General features: G+C 44.4%; 24 protein-coding genes. 11 read left to right on the top strand and 13 right to left on the bottom strand.

The features are described 5' to 3' along the window. Position 1: 1 nt before the first annotated feature. From glyS to BLW34_RS04460, 4 genes are all read right to left on the bottom strand, one after another. A complete protein-coding gene (glyS, locus tag BLW34_RS04475; RefSeq protein ID WP_177165953.1) occupies positions 2-2,206 on the bottom strand; it encodes a glycine--tRNA ligase subunit beta in 2,205 nt (734 codons plus the stop codon). Positions 2,207-2,208: 2 nt separating this feature from the next. Continuing rightward, complete coding sequence (gene glyQ, locus BLW34_RS04470; protein WP_090576147.1) at positions 2,209-3,126, bottom strand: glycine--tRNA ligase subunit alpha; 918 nt, start codon at positions 3,124-3,126, stop codon at positions 2,209-2,211. Positions 3,127-3,180: 54 nt separating this feature from the next. Then, positions 3,181-4,674 (bottom strand): apolipoprotein N-acyltransferase, encoded by a 1,494-nt coding sequence (gene lnt, locus BLW34_RS04465; protein ID WP_256203595.1) that lies wholly within the window; start codon positions 4,672-4,674, stop codon positions 3,181-3,183. 74 nt (positions 4,675-4,748) lie between these two features. After that, positions 4,749-5,117 carry a DUF6164 family protein gene (locus BLW34_RS04460; RefSeq protein WP_090576142.1) on the bottom strand — a complete coding sequence of 123 codons (369 nt, stop codon included), beginning with the start codon at positions 5,115-5,117 and terminating at the stop codon, positions 4,749-4,751. A 122-nt stretch (positions 5,118-5,239) separates the two neighbouring features. Between BLW34_RS04460 and BLW34_RS04455 the strand changes: the two genes are divergently transcribed. Continuing rightward, a complete protein-coding gene (locus BLW34_RS04455) occupies positions 5,240-6,076 on the top strand; it encodes an SDR family oxidoreductase (RefSeq protein WP_090576140.1) in 837 nt (278 codons plus the stop codon). 517 nt (positions 6,077-6,593) lie between these two features. On the opposite strand, the gene BLW34_RS04450 is transcribed toward BLW34_RS04455, so the two are convergent. Continuing rightward, positions 6,594-6,962: a cupredoxin domain-containing protein gene (locus BLW34_RS04450; RefSeq protein ID WP_090576138.1), complete on the bottom strand. Its 369-nt coding sequence runs from the start codon at positions 6,960-6,962 to the stop codon at positions 6,594-6,596. 257 nt (positions 6,963-7,219) lie between these two features. Next, on the bottom strand, positions 7,220-8,110 hold the full coding sequence (locus tag BLW34_RS04445) for a hypothetical protein (RefSeq protein WP_090576136.1): 891 nt from the start codon (positions 8,108-8,110) through the stop codon (positions 7,220-7,222). 121 nt (positions 8,111-8,231) lie between these two features. Here BLW34_RS04445 and aat point away from each other — a divergent pair, with 121 nt between their 5' ends. From aat to BLW34_RS04415, 6 genes are read left to right on the top strand one after another with little or no spacing between them, the layout of a single operon-like run. After that, positions 8,232-8,933 carry a leucyl/phenylalanyl-tRNA--protein transferase gene (aat, locus tag BLW34_RS04440; RefSeq protein ID WP_090576133.1) on the top strand — a complete coding sequence of 234 codons (702 nt, stop codon included), beginning with the start codon at positions 8,232-8,234 and terminating at the stop codon, positions 8,931-8,933. A gap of 16 nt (positions 8,934-8,949) precedes the next feature. Next, a complete protein-coding gene (locus tag BLW34_RS04435; protein WP_256203583.1) occupies positions 8,950-9,651 on the top strand; it encodes an arginyltransferase in 702 nt (233 codons plus the stop codon). Between the two features lie 59 nt (positions 9,652-9,710). Beyond that, complete coding sequence (locus tag BLW34_RS04430; RefSeq protein ID WP_090576131.1) at positions 9,711-10,736, top strand: quinone-dependent dihydroorotate dehydrogenase; 1,026 nt, start codon at positions 9,711-9,713, stop codon at positions 10,734-10,736. Next, the gene (gene rsxB, locus BLW34_RS04425) at positions 10,726-11,391 is read left to right on the top strand and encodes an electron transport complex subunit RsxB (RefSeq protein ID WP_371263910.1); all 666 of its coding nucleotides are present in this window, start codon (positions 10,726-10,728) and stop codon (positions 11,389-11,391) included. The genes BLW34_RS04430 and rsxB overlap by 11 nt, the downstream gene beginning before the upstream one ends. Positions 11,392-11,403: 12 nt before the next feature. Beyond that, complete coding sequence (gene nth, locus BLW34_RS04420) at positions 11,404-12,075, top strand: endonuclease III (RefSeq protein WP_090576128.1); 672 nt, start codon at positions 11,404-11,406, stop codon at positions 12,073-12,075. Then, positions 12,068-12,499, top strand: a complete 432-nt coding sequence (locus BLW34_RS04415) for a DUF1841 family protein (protein WP_090576125.1) — start codon at positions 12,068-12,070, stop codon at positions 12,497-12,499. The genes nth and BLW34_RS04415 overlap by 8 nt, the downstream gene beginning before the upstream one ends. Before the next feature lie 103 nt (positions 12,500-12,602). On the opposite strand, the gene BLW34_RS04410 is transcribed toward BLW34_RS04415, so the two are convergent. The 4 genes from BLW34_RS04410 to BLW34_RS04395 all read right to left on the bottom strand — a co-directional run bounded on the left by BLW34_RS04410 (position 12,603) and on the right by BLW34_RS04395 (position 15,886). Then, a complete protein-coding gene (locus tag BLW34_RS04410) occupies positions 12,603-12,929 on the bottom strand; it encodes a c-type cytochrome (RefSeq protein WP_090576273.1) in 327 nt (108 codons plus the stop codon). Positions 12,930-12,959: 30 nt separating this feature from the next. Further along, positions 12,960-13,244, bottom strand: coding sequence for a c-type cytochrome (locus BLW34_RS04405; protein ID WP_090541588.1), 285 nt, complete (start codon positions 13,242-13,244; stop codon positions 12,960-12,962). Positions 13,245-13,401: 157 nt separating this feature from the next. Beyond that, complete coding sequence (locus BLW34_RS04400) at positions 13,402-15,318, bottom strand: ATP-binding cassette domain-containing protein (RefSeq protein ID WP_090576123.1); 1,917 nt, start codon at positions 15,316-15,318, stop codon at positions 13,402-13,404. Positions 15,319-15,448: 130 nt separating this feature from the next. Beyond that, a complete protein-coding gene (locus tag BLW34_RS04395; RefSeq protein ID WP_090576120.1) occupies positions 15,449-15,886 on the bottom strand; it encodes an Hsp20/alpha crystallin family protein in 438 nt (145 codons plus the stop codon). Between the two features lie 457 nt (positions 15,887-16,343). Here BLW34_RS04395 and BLW34_RS16040 point away from each other — a divergent pair, with 457 nt between their 5' ends. Further along, positions 16,344-16,508 carry a hypothetical protein gene (locus BLW34_RS16040; protein ID WP_176754293.1) on the top strand — a complete coding sequence of 55 codons (165 nt, stop codon included), beginning with the start codon at positions 16,344-16,346 and terminating at the stop codon, positions 16,506-16,508. A gap of 38 nt (positions 16,509-16,546) precedes the next feature. Here the strand turns inward: BLW34_RS16040 and BLW34_RS04390 are convergent, their stop codons facing one another. Further along, complete coding sequence (locus tag BLW34_RS04390) at positions 16,547-17,329, bottom strand: hypothetical protein (RefSeq protein ID WP_256203581.1); 783 nt, start codon at positions 17,327-17,329, stop codon at positions 16,547-16,549. Positions 17,330-17,382: 53 nt separating this feature from the next. Between BLW34_RS04390 and BLW34_RS04385 the strand changes: the two genes are divergently transcribed. Further along, on the top strand, positions 17,383-18,021 hold the full coding sequence (locus BLW34_RS04385; protein WP_371263909.1) for a YbhB/YbcL family Raf kinase inhibitor-like protein: 639 nt from the start codon (positions 17,383-17,385) through the stop codon (positions 18,019-18,021). A gap of 184 nt (positions 18,022-18,205) precedes the next feature. Here the strand turns inward: BLW34_RS04385 and argB are convergent, their stop codons facing one another. Beyond that, on the bottom strand, positions 18,206-19,093 hold the full coding sequence (argB, locus tag BLW34_RS04380; RefSeq protein WP_090576117.1) for an acetylglutamate kinase: 888 nt from the start codon (positions 19,091-19,093) through the stop codon (positions 18,206-18,208). 321 nt (positions 19,094-19,414) lie between these two features. Between argB and BLW34_RS04375 the strand changes: the two genes are divergently transcribed. Further along, positions 19,415-19,927 carry a BON domain-containing protein gene (locus tag BLW34_RS04375; RefSeq protein ID WP_256203580.1) on the top strand — a complete coding sequence of 171 codons (513 nt, stop codon included), beginning with the start codon at positions 19,415-19,417 and terminating at the stop codon, positions 19,925-19,927. Positions 19,928-19,955: 28 nt separating this feature from the next. Beyond that, positions 19,956-21,323 (top strand): FAD-binding oxidoreductase, encoded by a 1,368-nt coding sequence (locus BLW34_RS04370; protein ID WP_090576111.1) that lies wholly within the window; start codon positions 19,956-19,958, stop codon positions 21,321-21,323. A 63-nt stretch (positions 21,324-21,386) separates the two neighbouring features. Here BLW34_RS04370 and cyoE read toward each other — a convergent pair whose 3' ends face one another. Then, positions 21,387-22,280, bottom strand: a complete 894-nt coding sequence (cyoE, locus tag BLW34_RS04365; RefSeq protein ID WP_090541492.1) for a heme o synthase — start codon at positions 22,278-22,280, stop codon at positions 21,387-21,389. Between the last annotated feature and the right edge of the window lie 42 nt (positions 22,281-22,322).

Raw genomic sequence — 22,322 nt, 5'->3', positions numbered from 1 at the left:
TTCAGCTCGCTAGTCTGGAAATATCAGCCACTCGATTCATGACCTGCTGAAGCTTCTTAAGCAAAGCCAGGCGATTGTTACGCAGCCTGTCATCATCGGTATTAACCATGACATGATCAAAGAAAGTATCCACGGGCGCCTTCAAAGCGGCAAGGATTTGCAGAGCAACCGTGTAATCCTTCTCCAGGAAGGCCTCATCCACTTTGTCTTGCATCTCGATTAAAGCTTGATACAGCGCCTGCTCGGCAGGTGCCTGTAAATGTTCAACATCTACCTGTGAGCCGATATCAACAGCGACCTTCTTGAGGATATTACTCACACGCTTGTTGGCAGCTGCAAGACTGGCTGCCTCTGGCAAGGAGGCAAAAGCACGCACAGCGGCAATCCGTTTGGGAATATCATTTAAATGCTGGGGATGAAGCGCCAATACCGCATCCACTTCTTGCGCGCTATAGCCCTGCTCACGCAAACTCCCGGCCAGACGATCATAGATAAATTCCAACAATTGCCCATTCACTTCGGAAGGAATGTGACGGGGACTAAAACCCTGGCCTTGGACAGTGATCTTAGCTACTCGAAGAGGTGGCTGCGCAGATGCCGCTCGCTGCGCCCATTGTTCCGCAATGCGTTTATCCTGGAGAATATCAATGACTCGCTCAAGCAGTCTCTCCATTTCAAGTGGCAAATCCTTTTCAATGAGGATACGGATCACGCCCAAGGCATGACGGCGCAAAGCAAAAGGATCTTTGTCTCCGGTGGGGATTTGTCCGATACCAAACAGATTGATCAAGGTTTCAAGCTTGTCTGCCAACGCCACACAGACGCCAACCAGATTACGTGGCAGCACATCGCCCGCAAAACGGGGCTTATAGTGATCTTCTATCGCATAGGCAATCGCATCGCCTAAACCCTCGTGCTGGGCATAGTAGCGCCCCATAATGCCCTGCAGCTCGGGAAATTCTCCGACCATGTCGGTCAGTAAATCCACTTTAGCTAATCTCGCCGCTTCCCCTGCTTGTTCTGCCAGAGCATTTCCACCCAGCATTTGTCCGATTTCGTGCGCAATAGTGCGCACATATTCAATACGCAGACCTTGCGTACCCAACTGATGATGGTAAACCACCTTATCCAGTCCGGGAATGCGTGAAACCAATGTGTTTCTTCGGTCCTGATCAAAGAAAAATTTTGCATCAGCCAGACGAGAACGCACGACGCGTTCATTACCATCAATCACCAGGTGAGCATCTACTGGACAGATGTTCGATACCATCAAAAAGGTATTCACCAGTTTTCCCTCGCTATCCAGCAGCGGAAAGTATTTCTGATTCGCTTTCATCGTCAGGATCAGGCATTCCTGCGGTACTTCAAGAAATTCTGACGGAAATTTGCCTATTAGCACGTTAGGATGCTCGACCAGTGCCGTCACTTCATCCAGCAATGCCTCATCCTGAATAAACTGCAGGCTTTCTTTAGCGGCTGCGGCGATAAGTTGATTTGAAATTCGGGTACGGCGCTCCGCAAAGCTGGCAATAACGGCCCCTTCTGTTTCCAGTTGCTGGGCATAACCATCCGCTTCCCTGATGACGATAGGATGAGTACTCGCCTCGAAGCGATGTCCTTGTGTCGCCTTGCTGGCAGCCAAACCCAATATGCTCACAGGAACAATCTCCGTGCCATGCAATGCGATCAAGCCATGTGCTGGACGAACGAAATTGACACTCTCCCAGCCATCTGCGAGCTGATAGGTCATCACCTTGGGAATGGGTAATTGCGCAATCGCATCATCAAGCGCTTGCTGCAATCCCTCAGCAAGCACAATACCCGGCACAACACGCTCGAGGAAAAGAGTTTCAGATTTACCCTCCATGGCCCGACTCAGCTGCGAAACAACAAATGCATCCACACCTAATCCGCTCAATTTCTTGATCAAAGCCGGAGTCGCTCGCCCTTCCTTATCCAGACCAACTGAAACAGGCATTAACTTGGTCGTCACCGCATGATTGGGAGCTTGCGCCAAAACCTGTGTAATATGCGCTGCCAGCCTGCGTGGCGTAGCATAGGCAGTCACCACCGCATCAAGCATAACGAGATTCTGAGTCTTCAAACTATTTATCAGTATCTCAGCAAAACTCGCACCCAATTTATTCAACGATTTGGGAGGCAGTTCTTCAACCAGCAGCTCTATGAGCAGATTTTTCGTTATCATGCTCACCCTGCTTTCTTGGGCATTTGCGCCACCCACTCACGGGGAGCCAAGGGAAAGGAAGGCTGCAAACGTTCACGGCTATCGTAATACGCCTGCGCAACGCGACGCGCCAAATTACGGATACGCGCGATATAGGCTGCCCGCTCGGTTACCGAGATAGCTCCCCGGGCATCTAATAAATTGAAGCTGTGCGCCGCTTTCAGGACTTGTTCGTAGGCAGGTAACGGCAATTGTTTTTCCATCAGATCATTGGCCTGTTCTTCATATTTACCAAAAGCCAGAAATAGAAATTCGGTATCGCTGCATTCAAAATTATAAGTCGATTGCTCAACTTCATTTTGATGGTAGACATCACCGTAGCTGAGCCCTTCTGTCCAAGTTAAATCAAAAACATTCTCCACCCCTTGCAGATACATGGCCAGACGCTCCAACCCATAAGTAATCTCACCCGTAATCGGCCGGCAATGGATACCCCCGACTTGCTGAAAATAGGTAAACTGCGTTACCTCCATGCCATTCAGCCATACTTCCCAGCCTAGTCCCCAAGCGCCAAGCGTTGGATTTTCCCAATCATCTTCAACCAGCCGCACATCGTTCTGCTTCAAATCCAGACCCAATGTCTGAAGTGAGCCAAAATATAAATCCAGAATATTTTGTGGCACCGGTTTCAATACTACTTGATATTGATAATAATGCTGCAGCCGATTCGGATTATTGCCATAACGGCCATCCTTGGGGCGGCGTGATGGTTGCACATAGGCTGCACGCCAGGGCTCTGGCCCCAATGCGCGCAAAAAAGTAGCGGTATGACTGGTGCCAGCGCCTACTTCCATATCATAAGGCTGTAGTAAGGCACAACCCTGTTTGCTCCAATAATGCTGGAGCGTCAGAATCATTTCCTGAAATGTCAGTGTAGGCATCAATGTAGACAAAAAGATTAGTTCGGAATGGTTCTGTTGATCACGGCTAGCATTTTACAGGGTTTTACGTTTTCTATAAAAGAAGACTGATAGCCACCCGATGATCAGGAGTAATCCTGCAACCCCTAATACCAGACCATTGCCAACACGCACATACGGTGTAGTGCCTGAATAGCCTTGTGCTATCCCATGCAGACCTGCGGTGGTAAACATTTCCAATTCCTGCAAGACCTTGCCTCGTTGATCAATGATAGCAGTTACGCCGGTATTGGTGGCACGCAACATATATCGACCCGTTTCCAAGGCGCGCATCTGTGAAATCTGTAAGTGCTGCCGCGGGCCAATGGAACGCCCAAACCAGGCATCATTGCTGACATTCACCAGCAGTGATGCCTGGGGCAGCTGCCTGATGATTTCTTCACCGAATACATCCTCATAGCAAATATTGATTGCCACTCTTTGTCCAGCTAGATGCAAAGGCTGCTGATCCAGTGCTCCGCGTGAGAAATCTGACAAAGGTATATTCAACACCTGGATAATCCAGCCAAACACCGATTTTAACGGGATATATTCTCCAAATGGCACCAGATGATGCTTCCGGTAGTGTTGTTCGGGAGATATCCCCAGGCTAAACATGGTATTGTAGTATTCATTTCTGTCTGGGGATGCCGATTCAGCCATGCCGATCAGCACATCACCATTATTTGCTCTCGCATGAGTAGCAAGCTCTGACAAGTAATTAATCGGCACATCTTCGTGAAACAAAGGAATCGATATTTCAGGCGTTACAATCAGCCGACTGTTACTTTCCCGAATAAGCCCCGCGTAAGCATCCATAGTCGTTACCACGTGATCTTCCCGCCACTTCAAGTCCTGCGCAATATTTCCCTGCAACAGACTCACTGCCACAGGATCACCCTGAGGGTTGGTCCAGTTTATCCACTGCAACCCCAGACCCAATCCCCAGACACCGGCCAAAAAGCATAAAAATCGCCAGGCATGCCTTTGCTCAAACCAAGATGTTAGCCACGCAGCACTCAAAACCAGCAGAAATGAAATGCCATAGACACCCACCACTGGAGCAAACCCGGAGAAAGGACTATAAGGCGCCTGTGAATATCCGATCGCAAGCCAGGGAAAACCGGTAAACAAGGTACCCCGCAACCATTCTGATATCATCCATAATGATGCCACCATCCATGGCCAAATACTGGGTGCAATAGTGCGCGATCTGACCAAAATCCAGCCGGTTAACGCCGGGAATAGCGAGAGATAAGCGCAAAGCAAGATCAAAGCCAATACAGCCAGCGGCATTGGCATGTCGCCAAAATCATGCAAGCTGACATAAATCCAGGTTACACCCGCACCGAATATTCCCATGCCAAAAGAAAAACCCAGTATGGCTGCACTAAAAGGTTTTATGCTCTTACGCCAGAAATAGAATAATAACGCCAGTGTAACAAAGGGTATTGGAAAAAGATAAAACGGTGCAAAGCCCAGAACAGTCAGCGCACCCGACAGGAAAGCGATGATTATTTTCAAGTTAATTTGATTCAATCCGGATCAGCAAGCAAAAAAGATTTCAATGAATGAATTCGAACAACGACTGGAAAAATCAGAAATTATAGCGTGGTTATTTCCATAATCAGCTTGAATGGCAAGTAAAGCAAGATTAGCACAATTAATATATAGGCAATAAACAAGACGGGATTTTCCTTCAAACTATCCAGCACTGTTTTGTTTTTCCCTTCTCTTTTGAGTCGCGCATACTCTTCCCGGACACGAATAGAACGTGCTTCCTGATAATTGTCGAGTAATTTTTTTGCTTCCTGGTACTCATGCTCATCCCTTACCCAGAGCGCTGGCATGGAAACGCCCCAATTGCCTGCGGATGTTTCATAGTAATCGATATGATGGCTAGTCAGTAACTCGCGTACTTCCTCTACTTCATCATCTGGAATATTTCTAAGTCTAAACAATATCTTTGACATTTACCCGGTTGTGATCGTTGTAAGATCATTTGTAATGAATTTATCGGTATGATGCTATGATTATGCCCTTTCTTGTGTCAAGTCCAAGACAAATAAATGGTTTTCGAGGTTATGCTTGATTGATGAAAAAATCTATTTTAATCACGGGTTGCTCCAGCGGAATCGGTTACTGTGTTGCCCATGCATTGCATAAACGAGGTTATCGGGTATTCGCAACCGCACGGCGGCAGGAAAGCGTCGAAATGTTATTAGCTGAAGGGCTGGAAAGCCTTCGTTTGGATTTAGATGATCCAGGCTCGATTCAGCAGGCATTCGAAGAAATCATGCATCGTACCGGTGGAGAATTGTATGCCTTGTTTAATAATGGCGCCTATGGTCTACCAGGTGCCGTTGAAGATCTGAGTCGCGACGCCTTACGTGCACAATTTGAAACCAATGTTTTCGGCTGGCTAGCGTTGACGAATCTGGTGTTGCCTATTATGCGCAAGCAAGGTTATGGCCGAATTATCCAGAATAGTTCGGTTCTGGGTTTTGCAGCCATGCCGTTCCGAGGCGCCTACAATGCTTCCAAGTATGCCATTGAGGGATTGAGCGATACTCTCCGCCTTGAGTTGATGGGTACACAAATCTTTGTCAGCCTGATTGAGCCAGGCCCGATTGCGACTCAATTTCGCGCCAACGCGCTCAAGGCACTGCAGAAACACATCAATATAGACAATAGTTTTCATCGCGAAAAATATCTCGCAGTATTAAACCGACTGAACAAGCAAGGGCCGGCTGTTCCTTTCACCCTGCCACCCGAGGCTGTACTCAAACGAGTCATTCATGCCCTTGAGGCAAACCATCCCCAACCGCGTTATTACGTTACTTTCCCTACCTATTTATTCGGTTTTCTCAAACGGATTCTGAGTATTCGTTTATTGGATAAACTGCTCGCCAAAGCCGGAAATAGTAATTAAACCTAAATTCCAGTAATTAGAAAAGATGCTAACCAGGTAATATCTGGTTAGCGTTATGCCATGACTACAAACGTTCTTTTATCTCTACTAAATATCTGACTCTTCACTTAGTGCATAGGGTTACGCTGACGATCAGTCAGTCCTGCACTCCATTCACCAGAGAGGTTCTGCACCCAACCATTAATAATGTTTCTTAATAACACGCCAGGGTGCGCCCGAAGTAAGGTCTTGCTAATTGCCCGGTGCAGTCACAACAAAGAAAGTTCTTAGCAATGCGGGACATCATATAACAGTGACATTGCCAGACACCTGGACCCACGCCTGTACCTGCCTTGATGGTGAATGCAATGGCTACTGTGAAGGCCTTTGAATCACCCCGGGAATTCCGGAGACTTATTTTGTTGAGTCAAGCTGCATCCGCTGACTCCTTCAATTGGCGATAATATGCCATTTCGAATTCAGCCGGTGGAATATTTCCAATCGGCTCCAATAACCGGCGATTCAGCGCCGGGTTAGTTCATAATGGCCTGTGCGCTCCTTTAGAACCGACTTTGGTTCTCCAGAATGTAGAGTCGACCATGAATATGACGAACTCTTTGTCCAGTTGATGAACGTGTTGGACAAAAGTTATTGTCCCGTCACCATCAACGAAGCTTTGTACTTTCCCGCTGAGATCATCGACTACGATGGCGTCAAATAAACCAAGAGGCTGCGTACCTTGATCATGATAGGCAAAAGCGCCTACTTTCTGAGTATTCCATCGATAGTTTTTTTGCCCAGGTGCAGTCTGACCAGCATTGTCCCTGGATAGCTCAGGAACATTAAATTCAACATTAATATTGGTATTGTTGGTGAGTTGAATATTGATGCTATCGCCGCTCCGCACGAACAGCGTTGAGCCAGGAGCTATCTAAATCAGGTTAGGCTAATATACAAGCAAGTCATACAAAAAAGACGCCCCACCAATAGCAGCGGGGCGCAAAGGCTTCGTCACAAAACCATTCTCTAGACACAATGACCTTGCTAGAAACAAGAGAAGAAAAATACAACCAACTTAAAACACAACTACGGACCACAACCGACAACCACGAACACAAACGACAGACGCCTAGTAGATAAGCTTCATCTCCTGAATCTCAGTCGTTAAAAACCAATTCCAAGATACGCGCCTGCAGTTAAGCCACTGAGATTGACACCATCGGTCTTGCCAAATGTCTCGTGATAACGGGCGTCTACTCCAAGATAGAATTCTTTCCAGATTCGATAATCGGCTCCTGCAGCAAACATCATGCCAGGCGCCAAGACTGTAATCGACTCAGTTGGCGGACTAACCACATGGAGCGCAAACCCCGCCGGAATAATCCAGGGTCTAAAATCACTGCCTTCCATGAATTTAATTTTAGGTGCCGCCGACAAAGTAAATTGACTGACTGTCACATCCCGCGGATTCAAAGTTCCACCTGCCAACTGTGTGGGAGCGTTGGCTAGCGCATTACCTTGCGACACACCAAAGCGCTTATATTCAAACATCAATTCAGCAAAGATATCCGTCTTGGGCATCATGCCCCAGACATCTCTTGTTAAGCTCCAATCAAATCCTGCCCCGATATACCAGCCATCATTGTCTCCTGCCTCCTGCGCACCGAGCGGCGCGACATTACTTTGCAGCGTTACGCCATTTCGGCCCTGCAAATTATGCGCATAGCCGCCACGGAAAAAAAGCATATTATGATGGTGCTCACGTTCTATAGCAGACTGCTCTACCTGGACTTGTTTAATTTCCCGATCTCCCCGCACAACATCTTCTTTTACTTTCTTAATCTCCAGCTGATCTTGAGCAGCCTTATCTTTCACTTGATTAAGCTCTGCCCGAATAGCTTTCAATTGATTTTCCAATAATTGGATCTGCTGTTCCAGAGCCCGGGTTGATGTATCGTGTGCAAATGCTTGCGGTGTTACCATCGTCATGGTAATGGTAAGTGAGCTCACTACTGCACTGACGACTAGCCGCATTTTATGACGCAATTGCCTCATTCCACTCTCCTTTTTATTTATTTTATCTATTTAAATAAACCTAGGATTGATAATAAGAAAACATTACCCTATACACCTTGATCTAAATCAAAGTTTATCTATTTCAGCAGAGAATATACCTATGATTCATTGGCTAACTCCAAATGATAAATATTTTCCACCCCTCGAAATGGCTCTGGATGAACCCAATGGGTTAATCGCTGTGGGTGGCAACTTATCATCACAGCGTCTGCTGAGTGCGTATCGTTGCGGAATCTTTCCCTGGTTCAATCAGGGAGAACCGATTCTATGGTGGAGCCCGAATCCGCGCATGGTGCTATTTCCTGACGAGCTAAAAATATCCCGCTCGCTTCACAAAACGCTGAAAAAACACCATTATGAAATTCGTACCGATAGTGCCTTTATCTCGGTCATGCAAGCTTGTGCAGCGCCGCGTAAAGAACAGGAAGGCACATGGATACACCCGGAAATGATTTCAGCCTATACTGTGTTACATGAATTAGGCGTAGCCCACTCGGTGGAAACCTGGATTGAGGGAAATTTAGCAGGGGGGTTGTATGGTGTTGCCCTGGGAGAAATGTTCTTTGGGGAATCAATGTTCTCCCATGTTACTGATGCCTCCAAAATTGCCTTTGTCCACCTGGTAAAACAATTGCAATGCTGGAACTTTGGCATGATTGACTGTCAGATGAAAACAAGGCATCTCGCTTCATTAGGGGCCAGGGAAATTCCTCGAATTGATTTTGCCCAAATATTAAATAATCTGGTCATTGCGCCTGAAAAAACTGGAAAATGGTACTTTGATTATGTCTATCCAGAATGATGTTATCTTACCTGTTATGAAATTTCATACTACTGAATTTTATCCATGCAGTTATTTGCCGAGCAAACTTGCCCGCTCACAAATTGCGGTGCCAGATGATCTGATAGATGCGTCCACTTATGCTCAACTGATCAAAACTGGTTTCCGCCGGAGTGGCAGTTTTGTTTATCGCCCAAGCTGCGAACAGTGCGAAGCCTGCGTTCCAGTACGTGTGATTGTTGATCAATTCTCGTCCAGCCGGACACAGCGCAGAGTTTGGAAGCAGCATCAATACTTGGTAGCCACACAAGATAAATTGCATTACCACCCTGATCACTATCGCCTCTATCGACGTTATCAAGTGAAGCGCCATGCTCATAGCGGGATGGATTACGATACCCGTGATCAATACTGCAACTTTTTGCTGCAAAGCAACGTCGATTCCAGGCTAGTCACCTTCCATGAACATGATCAACTACGCATGATCAGCATCATTGATCAATTACCGGATGGTCTCTCTTCGGTATATACTTTCTTCGATCCAGATGCTCCCAATGTCAGTTTCGGTACTTTTAATATTTTGTGGCAAATAGAGCAATGCCGCATAAAAAAACTACCTTACCTTTATTTGGGTTATTGGATTGGAGAAAACCGAAAAATGAGCTATAAAGCTAATTTCCAACCTTTACAAGGTTTAGTGAACGGACAGTGGCAGGCCTTTAGCGCGCCTCAAAGATAATCGTGTAGTCTTCTAGTCCTACTTAATTTCGTCTGCTTTTCAAGGTAAAACAAGCATTAATGCTCTATCGTCTTCTCCGTCCGCTGCTATTCACGCTTGATCCTGAAACAGCGCACACTCTTTCTCTCAGCGCATTGCGACACCTCCAAAACTCTGGATTGCTCCCAGGTCGTTCGTTTGCTTGTAAGCCACGCAAAATAATGGGTTTAGATTTTCCTAATCCTGTTGGTCTGGCAGCCGGATTAGATAAAGATGGCGCTTATATAGATGCACTTGCAAAGCTGGGATTTGGCTTTATCGAGGTAGGCACGGTAACACCCCGTCCACAACCGGGTAATCCGCGGCCACGTCTGTTTCGTCTTCCTCAAGCCCATGCAATTATCAATCGCATGGGCTTTAATAACCACGGCGTCGATCACCTAATAGAAAATATTAAGCGCTCAAATTTCCAGGGGATACTGGGAATTAACATTGGTAAAAATTTCGATACACCGGTAGATAAAGCCGCAGAAGATTATCTGATTTGTTTGCATAAGATTTATCGTTATGCCAGTTATGTGACCATCAATATTTCTTCACCCAATACCCGCAATTTAAGACAATTGCAAAATACTGCCGAGCTTGATCACTTATTACATATCTTGAAAACAGAGCAAACAAAACTTAGTGATCAACATGGTAAATACACGCCGTTAGTTGTAAAGATTGCACCTGATCTGGAATTACCGCAGCTCGAAGCGATTGCTCTGCTACTGATGAAATACCGAATCGATGGCGTTATCGCTACCAATACGACTATTTCGCGTCAGAATCTAGATCATTTACCCCTTTCCAGAGAAACGGGTGGCTTGAGCGGCGCACCACTCAAAACACTCAGCACCCAGGTAATTAAAAAGCTACATGGCTTACTGCAAGAGGCGATACCTATTATCGGTGTCGGCGGCATCATGTCTGCTGAAGATGCAAAGGAAAAAATAGAAGCGGGAGCGAATCTAATCCAAATCTATACAGGCCTAATTTACCATGGCCCTGATCTGATACGCCAATCTGTTGAAGCAATTTGCACATCCCCTCATGATGGCTGACAAACGTAAATTAATAGAACAAATCGATGCTATTCTGCCGCAAACGCAATGTGGTCAATGTGGCTTCCCAGGCTGCCTACCTTATGCGACTGCTATTGCAGAAGGCCACGCCGATATCAATCAATGCCCACCCGGAGATGTCGAGGGTATCCAGAACCTTGCTGACTTACTAGGCGTAGCATTCAAACCACTCAACACGGCGCATGGCATACCCAAAGCTAAATCAGTTGCTTTTATCAACGAAGAGCAATGCATTGGCTGCACGTTCTGTATACAGGTTTGCCCTGTCGATGCGATTATAGGTGCAGCCAAGCAAATCCATACCGTCATCACAGAAGAATGCACCGGATGCGAACGGTGCGTGACTCCCTGCCCGGTAGATTGCATTAGCATGATTCCTATTGCTCCTTATCCTGAAAACCAGGCTCGGGAAATGAAACTGAAAGCTGCAGATCGTGCACGGACGCGCCATCAATTCAGATTACAGAGACTCGATTGCGAAAAACAAAAACAGGCCGAGAAATTTGTACAGAAATCATTAACAGCAAAAGAATCTCAGCCTGTTACAGGGAATGTTCATCTAAAAAAAGCAGCCGTTCAAGCTGCATTAGAGCGCGCCCTTACAATCCGCGCTGAGACAATTGATCAGAAATAATTGCTCTAAACCATGAATGCCGCCAAACGTCACGAAATTTTTACGCGCTTCAAAGCCGCCAACCCTCATCCGACAACTGAACTTGAATATACTACCTCATTCGAGTTACTCGTAGCTGTAATACTTTCAGCACAAGCCACAGACAAGAGCGTCAATCTGGCAACAAGAAGGCTTTTCCCATTGGCCAATACACCCGAAAAAATAATAGCGCTGGGTGAAGCAGGGTTAAGTAGCCTGATTCAAAGTATTGGCTTATATCGAACAAAAGCAAAAAATATACTGGGCATGTGCCAATTACTTATTCAACATCATCATAGCCAGGTACCGGAAACACGAGATGAACTTGAGAAGCTACCAGGGGTGGGACGCAAAACGGCTAACGTTATTTTAAATACTGCCTTCGGAGAACCGACCATTGCCGTGGATACCCATATTTTTCGTGTCTCCAATCGAACAGGTCTTGCGCTCGGCAGAAATGTACTTTTGGTTGAGCATAAGCTCCTGAAATTTGTACCTGCTGAATTTCGCCATGATGCACATCACTGGCTGATTCTCCATGGACGATATGTGTGCACGGCAAGAAAACCCGCATGCAGTCGCTGCCTTATCAATGACTTGTGTGAATACAAGTATAAAAACCTAGAAAATAATCATGTTGCTGGAATGCCCCCCCTAGATGTTTAATCCAACGAGAGAACAGGTTCGTCAGCTATTCTTCGATACCTGGCGTAAATACCGCCAAAAAGAAATCCTGTCCGGCATTGAAACCATCGCACTGGAAGCAATATTATCCCATCCTGAATATCAAGGCATGCTTGATGATAGCGAACGCTATCATGATAAAAACTATTTTCCCGAAATGGGAGAAACCAATCCCTTTCTTCATATGAGCATGCATGTTGCCATTAAAGAGCAGCTTTCTATTGATCAACCGGTTGGAATTCGCAAGAAATTTGAACTTTTGCTGGAAAAAACCGGAAATGAGCATGATGCCACTCACCTGATTATCGAATGCCTGGCTGAAATGCTTTGGCAGGCGCAGCGTAACCAAACGCCGCCAGATGCGCGGATTTACCTTGATTGCCTGGATAAATGGATAGACAGGTAGATCAATAAAAAAACGGAATGTATGAAACCATACATTCCGTTCTCAGTTTTTATTTCTTCCTGAATAAGCAAGACACGATCTCTCTGCTCATTCAGACAACAAACTATCTCTTCACATATAAACCAGACTGGCTAGAAAAATAAAAAGCCAGGTTTTCGATCTCTTCCTGACTTAGCGCTGCAGCCATTCCAGCCATGATAGGGTCTTTACGCTCACCCGTCTTATAGTCTTTTAACACTTTCTCAAGGTAAGTTCTGGGTTGGCCCGCAATTTTAGGGAAATTTGGGGCAGGACTATTACCATCGGTTCCATGACAGGAAGCACACACTTCTTCAGCTTTCTTCTTGCCAGCTTCGATATCAGCTGCAATACCTTGCCCGGAAAAGAGAAATACCACACCGCTAACTGCAGCGACAACAAAATTTTTCATAATCATCTTATCCTTGCATAAATGGGAAAATTAATTACCGGCGTAATAAGCAGCCAAATCTTCAATATCCTGATCGGAAAGGACGGCTGCAATTCCGGTCATAGTAGGATGTTTACGTTCTCCCGATTTATAATCCTTCAGCGCTTTGACTAAATAGGCTTCATGTTGTCCGCCCAATTTCGGAACATGATAAACAACAGGATAAGATGTACGATATCCCTCTATTCCATGGCAACCTACACACATGGAAATTTTGGTCTTGGCTGCTTCAGCATCACCGGCTGCCTGCACTACGCCAGAAAATGCCAGAAACATGCCAGTAGCAAGTAATAATTTAACAGCTGCTGACTTTTTCACTTTGTGCGTCCTCCTCTAAAAAAGCTGAACTTTAAACGATGAACCATGTTAAGTCAATGAATGTAATAGTAATCTCCCTATTGTGGATAGGGAAATCAACAATCTCTTGCTAACTCTATACTGTTGATTGCTTGGATTCCAACTCTTCCCAGCGCGCAAAGCAATTTGCCAGCTCTTGCTCTATTGCAGAAAATCGCTTTTGCAAAGCCCTGCTCTCATCAGGGAAATTTCGATAAATTGTAGAATCACTCAATCGCATAGTAATAGATGATTGCTCTTTCTCCAGTAAATCGATTTTTTCAGGCAAAGCTGCTAATTCACGCGTTTCTTGATAATTCAATTTAATACGAGATATAGATTTAGTTCTTTTATCCTGAGAAACTGTAGAAGATTTAGATGCTTCCCCTGCCTGCTGGAGCACCATTTCCCTAGCGTGCTTACTCTGAACCCAATCCTCATACCCGCCCACGTACTCTCTCAAAATGCCATTACCTTCAAAGGCAATCACCTGAGTGACTACATTATCGAGAAATGCGCGATCATGACTGACTAGAAACAATGTACCAGTATAGCTCTGTAGTAGCATTTCCAGTAATTCAAGCGTTTCAATATCGAGATCGTTGGTTGGTTCGTCCAACACCAGCACATTGGCCGGTCGTGTAAATAAACGAGCCAGCAGCAGCCGATTACGTTCGCCCCCTGATAACGATTTGACGGGTGAACGAGCACGCTGTGGGGCAAATAAAAAATCTTCCAGATAACTAATAACATGTTTACGCTCACCATTAATCTCGATGAAATCAGATCCCTGGCTGATTGATTCCACTAACGTCAGCTCCTCGCTTAACTGCTCGCGCATTTGATCAAAATAAGCTACTGTTAGCTTAGTCCCCCTCCGTATGCTTCCCGAATCGGGCTCCAACTCTCCTAATATGAGTTTCAATAAAGTTGACTTTCCGGCACCATTCGGACCTAGCAACCCTACTCGATCACCCCGCATGATCCGACAGGAAAAATCGCTAATAACAGTCTTATCATCGTAACTTTTGGAGATATGCTCCAGTTCTGCGACCAGTTGGCCAGAGCGCTCTCCCAGTGCGATGTTAAAGTTAACTGATCCGACACGGTCACGTCGGGCTGCACGCTCTAGACGCAATGCTTCTAGTCTCCTTACCCTACCTTCATTGCGCGTACACCTTGCCTGAACACCTTTACGTATCCAAATCTCCTCTTGAGCCAGCGCTCTATCAAATTTCTGATGATGCACTGCTTCAATCTCAAGAAGCTCTGTTTTTTTCTGCTGGTATTCTGCAAAATTACCCGGAAAATTTTCCAGACGCCCGCGATCAAGTTCAATAATTCGCGTAACCACATTATCTAGAAAGCGGCGATCATGCGTGATAAAAATGACGCTACCGGCAAAATCTTTGAGTAAACCCTCTAACCATTCTATAGAAAAAAAATCTAGATGATTGGTCGGTTCATCCAGTAACAGCACATCCGGCATAGCTACCAGAGCGCGTGCCAGCGCAACCCGTTTTCTTACTCCACCTGAAAGGCTTTCTATCCGCGCATCTGCAGGCAACCCAAGTCGATCAATCACTGTATCAACCCTGGTTTGAATACGCCAACCATCTTGTACCTCCAGCATGCTTTGCAAATCCTGCAAGCGCTCAAGCAGTGCTTGCGTATTTTCTCCGCTCTCGCTCAAGGCATGAGAAATTTTATGATACTCAAGCAATGCCTGGCTCAGATTGCCAACTCCTTTGGATACTTCCTGAAATACTGTGCTCCCGACCTCAAATTGAGGTTCCTGTGGCACATAGACCAATTTCAACTCCGGGGCATACCAGAGCTTGCCGTCATCCAGCTTAATCTCCCCTGCTATTGCACGTAGAAGACTCGATTTACCACTACCATTACGACCAATTAAACCTATACGTTCACCTGCATCAAGTTGCAGATTCACGTGATCCAGTAATGCATAATGACCAAATGCCAGACTGGCATTTTCAAGCGTTATGAGAGGCATGAAGAAACAAGAAAATTAGTAAGCGCGCAATTCTTTCATGAATTGGAGGGCTCAGTAAAATAATTCTTTTACAGGGATGTTTTTTATTCCGGTCATTCCGAAAAGAATGGAGCCCGAAGGCTCCATCTCATTACTCAGTTGATGTTACACTAATCTTCTTCGGCTGAACTGATTCCCGTTTAGGAATAACAATCTCCAGCACGCCATGTTTAGAAACAGCTGAGATTGCGTCGGGGTTTGCTGTATCTGGCAGACTAAAGCGCCGATAAAAAGAGCCATATGTTCTCTCAACACGTTTGTAGCCCTCTTTTTCAGTCTTAGCTTCGGTTTTCTTCTCACCCTTAATCGTCAATACCCCATTCTCCATACTGATATCTATTTCCTCTGGCTTGACTCCAGGCAGATCAGCATGCAACACAAACTTATCAGATGCCTCCTTGATATCCACAGCCGGAACCCACTCTGCCGTAGCAGAGGAACCTTCTCTTGCTACATCACCTCGCATCTGCTCTAGTTCTTTCTGAAGCTGAGTCAATAATCCCCAAGGTTCATAACGAGTAATAGCCATTTAATAATCTCCATATCACAAAAAAGTATAAAAGTACCTTTAAGTCTGGGTATCTCCAAGGAATTTCCTTGCAGCATACTTGCCTACCTCATCTTGCGACAAGATTCTTACATTCAAAAAATGCCTTTGAGAAAATTTTCAGCTTTACCCTGACATTTTCCATTAGCGCTTCTTATTTCCTGATGTCTATAAATTCCGAAAAGCGCTTTGATACTCATCATTGATCATATAAGAAACAATGAGCACTAGTCTTAATATAGGCATACTCATTTTATTTTCAACCCCTGCAAAACAAATTCCGGGCGCGCTATGAACGTACAAAAGCACTAATTGGTATAGAATTCACTCTATATTAATCTTGATAAACTTTTTTCTTCAAGCATTCAGAAAATAGCTGGGAATTCAAAGTAGCTGTAAACATATATAAAATTTTTCAGCATGATAGGGAGCAATAGTTATGATCAGAAACCCTCGTATCAAACGGATTTTATCCATCTCACTATTCATTTTGGGAGGTATACTTATCTTACTGGCACCAGAAAATGCTTGGGTTGGCGTGATTCTTCTTAGTCTTGGCTTGGGTGTAGAAATTGCCGCACTGATATTCAGTCATCGCAAATAAAAATATATCCTGATTCCTTATCTCATTCCGCCTTGGAGCTATCCACTATGTAAATGACGGTCTTTCAGCCTGATTGCTTGATTACGGACTGTATGGCGACGAATATCCAACCCTTTCCTGATCAATGCCGCTTCAAAATCACAAAAACTTTCTGCCGCCATCTCGTACTTCTCCCATAGACCTTGTAAATAGGCAACTATCTGACCAGAATCATTGTTGATATTATCAGGAAGATAACCAAGCATCTGAGCCGCTGTGAATGCGAGTGGTGAAAAAGGCGGATCTGCTTTTTGCCACTTGCCACGTAACTCGCGCAAGAAAATATAAGTAGTTACCTTACCTATTCCTTTACCCAATTCCATGATGCGCCGTGCCAGATCACCGGAATCAATAGCAGCCGCATGAAGGATATTAAAATTTCCATCATAGCGCTCAAGCAAAGCACGATTTATATCGAGTAGTTTGGTTGCAGTTTTATAATCATAGCGCACATACCCCCCCTGATCGAGAAGGGCAACAAGCTTGTCCCAGCCACTGTCTATCATTCTCTCTGGCATCAGGATGTCATTATCTGCAAATATGTGCCAGGCACGGGTAGCAATACTTCCCGGAATAGGCGCACCATAGAGTACAGCCGCAATAAACCATTTGTAGATTTCATCAGGACTTAATCTATGGAGATTAATTCCAAGCTTTGCGGCATAGCTTCCACCCAGTCTCGCTACCAAATCGGGTGGACTTAAAAAGTCATTTTCCTTCAAAACCCGACCAGGATTCAAATCCTCCTTTTTCAGATTAATAATTTCTTTTTTTTTGCTCATACATGCGCTATAAAAACAAGATGATTGATAGCTTGTAAAGAGAGGGCAAGAATATGAAATATTATCGTAAAAATAATCCAGGAAGTATTGGTTGTATTTGTCTTTTCCATCTGGTAGTAGTATTCACGATCACGCTTATCTTTATTCCTATTCAAACTAGCCGTGCAGAAATGAGCACGGCTCAAATTAATAAGGAAAATATTATGACCCTTACACTGACATCCCCCTCCTTTTCCCATAATGGCATGATTCCTGCCTCATACACCTGTGACAGTCAAGATATTTCACCAGCCCTTTTATGGTCAGGAATACCCGATCGCACCAAGAGCCTCGTTCTGATCGTCGATGACCCGGATGCACCCGATCCTGCTGCTCCTAAAATGACGTGGGTGCATTGGGTACTATACAACATCCCTCCACAGGCTAATGGTCTGCCTGAAAATGTCGCCGCAAATGAACTGCCAACAGGAACTTTACAAGGAATTAATGACTGGAGGCGCACCGGTTATGGTGGACCCTGTCCCCCAATAGGCATTCATCGCTATTTCCATAAGCTTTATGCGCTAGATACTGTGCTACCTGATTTGAAGCACCCTACTAAACTGGAGCTGGAAAAAGTCATGCAAGGTCATATTATTCTGCATACAGAATTGATCGGACGTTATCAGCGCGACCGTCATAAGAGCGATTGAATTAAATTGAGGCTCTACTGCATGGAAGCGGAACGCTTCAAAATAATTGATCTATACTCATCATACTTCAAAAATCGGTTTTTATAATCCCTCATCCAGCCTTCTCCCAGCGGGAGAAGGTAAAGCTGGTGGCCTATCTTTTTGAGTTTTTAGCAGAAGAATCAAAGAAAAGGATTGAGCGCCTTTAATCTTCTTTAATTAACGTGCCTACCCCTTCGTCAGTCAGTATTTCCAGCAAAAGTGCATGCGCTACTCGCCCATCGATGATATGGCAGGATTTGACGCCATTTTTTACTGCATCGAGTGCCGAGCCGATTTTTGGCAACATTCCACCCGAAATGGTTCCATCTGCAAATAATTCATCGACCTTTGTAGCAGTCAGTCCAGTTAGTAGATTGCCGTTTTTGTCTAACACCCCAGGTGTGTTAGTAAGGAGTATCAGTTTCTCAGCTTTCAAAATCTCAGCTAGCTTACCTGCGACCAGATCCGCGTTGATATTGTAGGATTGGCCATCTTCACCCACACCAATCGGTGCTATCACAGGAATAAAATCACGCGTATCGAGTAACGCGATGAGGGAAGGATCGATTTGTTCAATTTCGCCCACTTGACCGATACTGATCCATTCCCCCACTTTTTCTTTATCTTGGATAAGCATTTTTTTTGCTCGAATAAAAGCGCCATCTTTACCAGTCAGACCCACCGCGCGGCCACCATGACGGTTAATAAGATTTACAATTTCCTTATTGACCAACCCACCGAGCACCATCTCTACGACATCCATGGTTTCAGCATCGGTTACTCTCATTCCTTGAATAAAGACACCTTCTTTTCCAACACGCTTTAGCATCTGATCGATCTGAGGCCCGCCTCCGTGAACGATAACGGGATTCATACCAACCAATTTTAATAACACGACATCACGTGCAAAGCCTTGCTTGAGATCTTCTTCAACCATAGCATTGCCACCATATTTGATGACGATTGTCTTATTATGGAAGCGCCGTATATAAGGGAGCGCTTCCGCAAGGATTTTGGTTTTCTCTTTCGCAGTAGATAAAGATAGCGTCATTTTATATTCCTATGAATATTTTTCAGTCAAATGCTTTTTAGCGTATATGGAAGATATAAGTCAGCATTCGTCACATCAATTTCAATGAAATGGATCAAATTTTATTTACTTTTTATAGCCATGCCCTATGAAACCATTATTACCGACTAATAAGCTATAATCGAATGTAAATATTAGTAAAATTTCTAAAACTATTTTACTGTAATATCAAGAATAAATTTATTTATACCTAAAGCCTAAGCGAAACTAATGAATTACTCAAAATACTATCCCTTGCCATTGGTCTTACTGCTATCTATCCTGAGTGGCTGTGTACCCCTCATGGTTGCTGGCGTAGGTGTAGGAACTGGAACAGGCGCTCTGATGAACGAAGATCGCCGAAGCAGCGGTATTTTTATAGAAGATCAATCGATAGAACTCAAAACAAACAGGAGAATTAACGAGCAGCTCGGTCGTGATGCCCGTATCAATGTTACCAGTTTTAACCGAAACGTACTCTTGACTGGAGAGGTCCCGAATGAATTTATGAGAAGCGAAGCAGAAAAACTCACTATGAGTGTTGATAATGTTCGTAATGTTTTCAATGAAATTTCCATATCCGAAAAAACTGCTTTATCTATACGCACCAATGACTCTCTGATCACATCTAAAGTTAAAGGGCGCTTTCTGAGTGAAAGAAAATTTCAAATTAATTACGTGAAAGTAGTCACTGAAAATAGCATCGTATACTTGCTTGGACTTGTTACACGCGAAGAAGGAGACAGTGCTGCACAAATTGCCAGCACTACAGCAGGGGCAAGAAAAGTCGTTAAAGTATTCGAATATTTAAATTAGCACTACTGATCATCAACTAGTAATGTAAATGCTGCCTTTAGATTTTGTCGCTCAACTTCATAAGCTATTCCCTGCCGATCGAATTTATACTGACCCTGTTGAATGTTATACATACGCCTACGATAATAGTAGGAAAATTTTCCCACCGGAAGCAGTTGTCTTTCCGCTTACGTCTGAAGAAGTGTTATCAGTAGTTTTACTTTGCAATGCATATAAAGTTTCTCTAACGCCTCGCGGGCGAGGTACAGGCACATCGGGGGGTAGCCTGCCGGAAAGGGGGGGTGTTGCGCTATCATTAGAGCGAATGGTGCAAATCATCAGTGTTGATTCCGCAAACCGAGTCATTGTTGCAGAACCAGGAGTGTTGAATCAGGAAATACAGAATGCAGTCAAACCATATGGCTTTTTTTGGCCTCCTGACCCTTCAAGCGCAGGCTTTTCAAGTATTGGAGGAAACCTCGCTACATGTGCTGGCGGTCCTCATGCTGTGAAATATGGTACAACGCGTGATCACGTATTGGGATTAAAAGCAGTAACGGGGGCAGGCGAGATAATTAAGACAGGCTGCTATACAACAAAGGGAGTCGTTGGATACGACCTCACTCGGCTGCTCATTGGTTCTGAAGGAACTTTGGCTATCATTACGGAAGCCACACTAAAACTGACCCCGTTACCTGAGATGCAAGGTGGTCTGGTAGCGCATTACCGTGATACCAGTAGTTGTGCTGATGCTATTGTATCGATTATGAGTACACCAAAGGGACCCAGTGCATTAGAATTTCTTGATTCGGGTTCATTAAACTTAATACGTGGGCACTTCCCAGATTTATTGCCTGCTAACTCCCAAACAATGCTAATGATCGAAGTAGATGGGTCTCAATATGAAATCTCAGAAACCATTGATGCTATCTTATCGGCATGTTGTAATCCCGGATTATTGCACGCAGAGCGGATAGCCAATCCAGAAAATTTATGGAAAGCCCGAAAGGCTTTATCACCACTTTTACGTGACATTGCACCAAAGAAAATTAATGAGGATGTCGTAGTACCGATAAATACATTACCTCAATTTTTAAGCGAGCTAGCCAAGCTTGCTAGCCAATATCAGATTGCGAATGTAAATTTCGGGCACGCTGGTAATGGCAATATTCATGTCAACCTGCTCATCGATCCAGATAATATGGAAGAAATTCATCGCGCTGAGAAATGTTTGAATGAAATATTTGATCTTGTCATTCGACTTAATGGAACTCTCTCTGGTGAACATGGTATTGGAAGCGAGAAGCGTGCTTACATTCACAAGGAAATTGATACCCCAACATTAGCTTTAATGAAAAAAATCAAACATCTATTTGACCCTAATGACATCCTCAATCCAGGGAAATTATTTCCATGAAATAAAAAACCCATCTACCAAGATGGGTTTTTTGTCGTCAAATTGTTACTTCAGAAAGTTACTTCAGAAATAATAGTAATGATCTACAAGGAGAGCTACGAATAAAAGAGCTAGATAAAGAATCGAATATTTGAACGTAGTGCGCGCAAGCTGATCACTGTATCTGAGATAAATTTGCAAAGCGTAGTAAAGAAAAATTCCATCCAATACCAGTGCGCTGATCAAATAAATCAATCCACTCATCTGGGAAATATAAGGAAGTACCGTAACTATACAGAGTATGATTGTATACAATAGCACATGGAGACGAGTGAAATTATCACCATGAGTGACAGGAAGCATAGGCATTCCAATCTGTGCATATTCGGTTTTTCTATATAACGCTAATGCCCAGAAATGAGGAGGCGTCCATGCAAAAATGATTAAAAATAACAGTAGTGCATCCGGAGAAATTTGACCAGTTACTGCAGCCCATCCTAAAACGGGAGGCATTGCGCCAGACGCTCCACCTATAACAATATTTTGAGGGGTCAGCGGCTTAAGTATTACAGTATAAATAATTGCATAGCCAACAAATGTCCCAAGTGTAAGCCACATTGTTAACGGGTTTACCCATTGATGAAGTATGAACAAGCCCAAACCACCTATCAATCCCAAGAAAAATAATGTTTCTGGAACACTGACTTTACCTTGAGGAAGTGGACGTCCACGGGTTCGCGCCATTACTGCATCAAACTTTTGCTCCACTAGGCAATTTAGCGCAGCAGCTGCGCCCGCAACCAAAGCTATCCCTAGTGTTCCAAAAAATAGAACATCTAATGGCACCGCGCCGGGAACAGCTAAAAACATACCAATTACAGCTGTAAAAACTATTAGGGATACAACGCGTGGTTTTGTAAGCCGATAAAATTGATTAATTCTCGATGTTGTTTGCCGCCATACTAAACTAGCACTCATTATATATGCACCTCCAAAACACTCAGGTTAGATCTAAATTCT

This window comes from Nitrosomonas sp. Nm58, assembly GCF_900107335.1.
Classification (GTDB): domain Bacteria; phylum Pseudomonadota; class Gammaproteobacteria; order Burkholderiales; family Nitrosomonadaceae; genus Nitrosomonas.
This window is presented reverse-complemented; position numbering and strand designations above follow the sequence as displayed.

Excerpts from the sequence above, each read along its gene's own strand:
- glyS (WP_177165953.1), bottom strand. The coding sequence starts at position 2,206 with ATGATAACGAAAAATCTGCTCATAGAGCTGCTGGTTGAAGAACTGCCT.
- glyQ (WP_090576147.1), bottom strand. The coding sequence starts at position 3,126 with ATGCCTACACTGACATTTCAGGAAATGATTCTGACGCTCCAGCATTAT.
- BLW34_RS04460 (WP_090576142.1), bottom strand. The coding sequence starts at position 5,117 with ATGTCAAAGATATTGTTTAGACTTAGAAATATTCCAGATGATGAAGTA.
- BLW34_RS04455 (WP_090576140.1), top strand. The coding sequence starts at position 5,240 with ATGAAAAAATCTATTTTAATCACGGGTTGCTCCAGCGGAATCGGTTAC.
- BLW34_RS04445 (WP_090576136.1), bottom strand. The coding sequence starts at position 8,110 with ATGAGGCAATTGCGTCATAAAATGCGGCTAGTCGTCAGTGCAGTAGTG.
- aat (WP_090576133.1), top strand. The coding sequence starts at position 8,232 with ATGATTCATTGGCTAACTCCAAATGATAAATATTTTCCACCCCTCGAA.
- BLW34_RS04435 (WP_256203583.1), top strand. The coding sequence starts at position 8,950 with ATGAAATTTCATACTACTGAATTTTATCCATGCAGTTATTTGCCGAGC.
- BLW34_RS04430 (WP_090576131.1), top strand. The coding sequence starts at position 9,711 with ATGCTCTATCGTCTTCTCCGTCCGCTGCTATTCACGCTTGATCCTGAA.
- rsxB (WP_371263910.1), top strand. The coding sequence starts at position 10,726 with ATGATGGCTGACAAACGTAAATTAATAGAACAAATCGATGCTATTCTG.
- nth (WP_090576128.1), top strand. The coding sequence starts at position 11,404 with ATGAATGCCGCCAAACGTCACGAAATTTTTACGCGCTTCAAAGCCGCC.
- BLW34_RS04415 (WP_090576125.1), top strand. The coding sequence starts at position 12,068 with ATGTTTAATCCAACGAGAGAACAGGTTCGTCAGCTATTCTTCGATACC.
- BLW34_RS04410 (WP_090576273.1), bottom strand. The coding sequence starts at position 12,929 with ATGAAAAATTTTGTTGTCGCTGCAGTTAGCGGTGTGGTATTTCTCTTT.
- BLW34_RS04405 (WP_090541588.1), bottom strand. The coding sequence starts at position 13,244 with ATGTTTCTGGCATTTTCTGGCGTAGTGCAGGCAGCCGGTGATGCTGAA.
- BLW34_RS04400 (WP_090576123.1), bottom strand. The coding sequence starts at position 15,318 with ATGCCTCTCATAACGCTTGAAAATGCCAGTCTGGCATTTGGTCATTAT.
- BLW34_RS04395 (WP_090576120.1), bottom strand. The coding sequence starts at position 15,886 with ATGGCTATTACTCGTTATGAACCTTGGGGATTATTGACTCAGCTTCAG.
- BLW34_RS16040 (WP_176754293.1), top strand. The coding sequence starts at position 16,344 with ATGATCAGAAACCCTCGTATCAAACGGATTTTATCCATCTCACTATTC.
- BLW34_RS04390 (WP_256203581.1), bottom strand. The coding sequence starts at position 17,329 with ATGAGCAAAAAAAAAGAAATTATTAATCTGAAAAAGGAGGATTTGAAT.
- BLW34_RS04385 (WP_371263909.1), top strand. The coding sequence starts at position 17,383 with ATGAAATATTATCGTAAAAATAATCCAGGAAGTATTGGTTGTATTTGT.
- argB (WP_090576117.1), bottom strand. The coding sequence starts at position 19,093 with ATGACGCTATCTTTATCTACTGCGAAAGAGAAAACCAAAATCCTTGCG.
- BLW34_RS04375 (WP_256203580.1), top strand. The coding sequence starts at position 19,415 with ATGGTTGCTGGCGTAGGTGTAGGAACTGGAACAGGCGCTCTGATGAAC.
- BLW34_RS04370 (WP_090576111.1), top strand. The coding sequence starts at position 19,956 with ATGCTGCCTTTAGATTTTGTCGCTCAACTTCATAAGCTATTCCCTGCC.
- cyoE (WP_090541492.1), bottom strand. The coding sequence starts at position 22,280 with ATGAGTGCTAGTTTAGTATGGCGGCAAACAACATCGAGAATTAATCAA.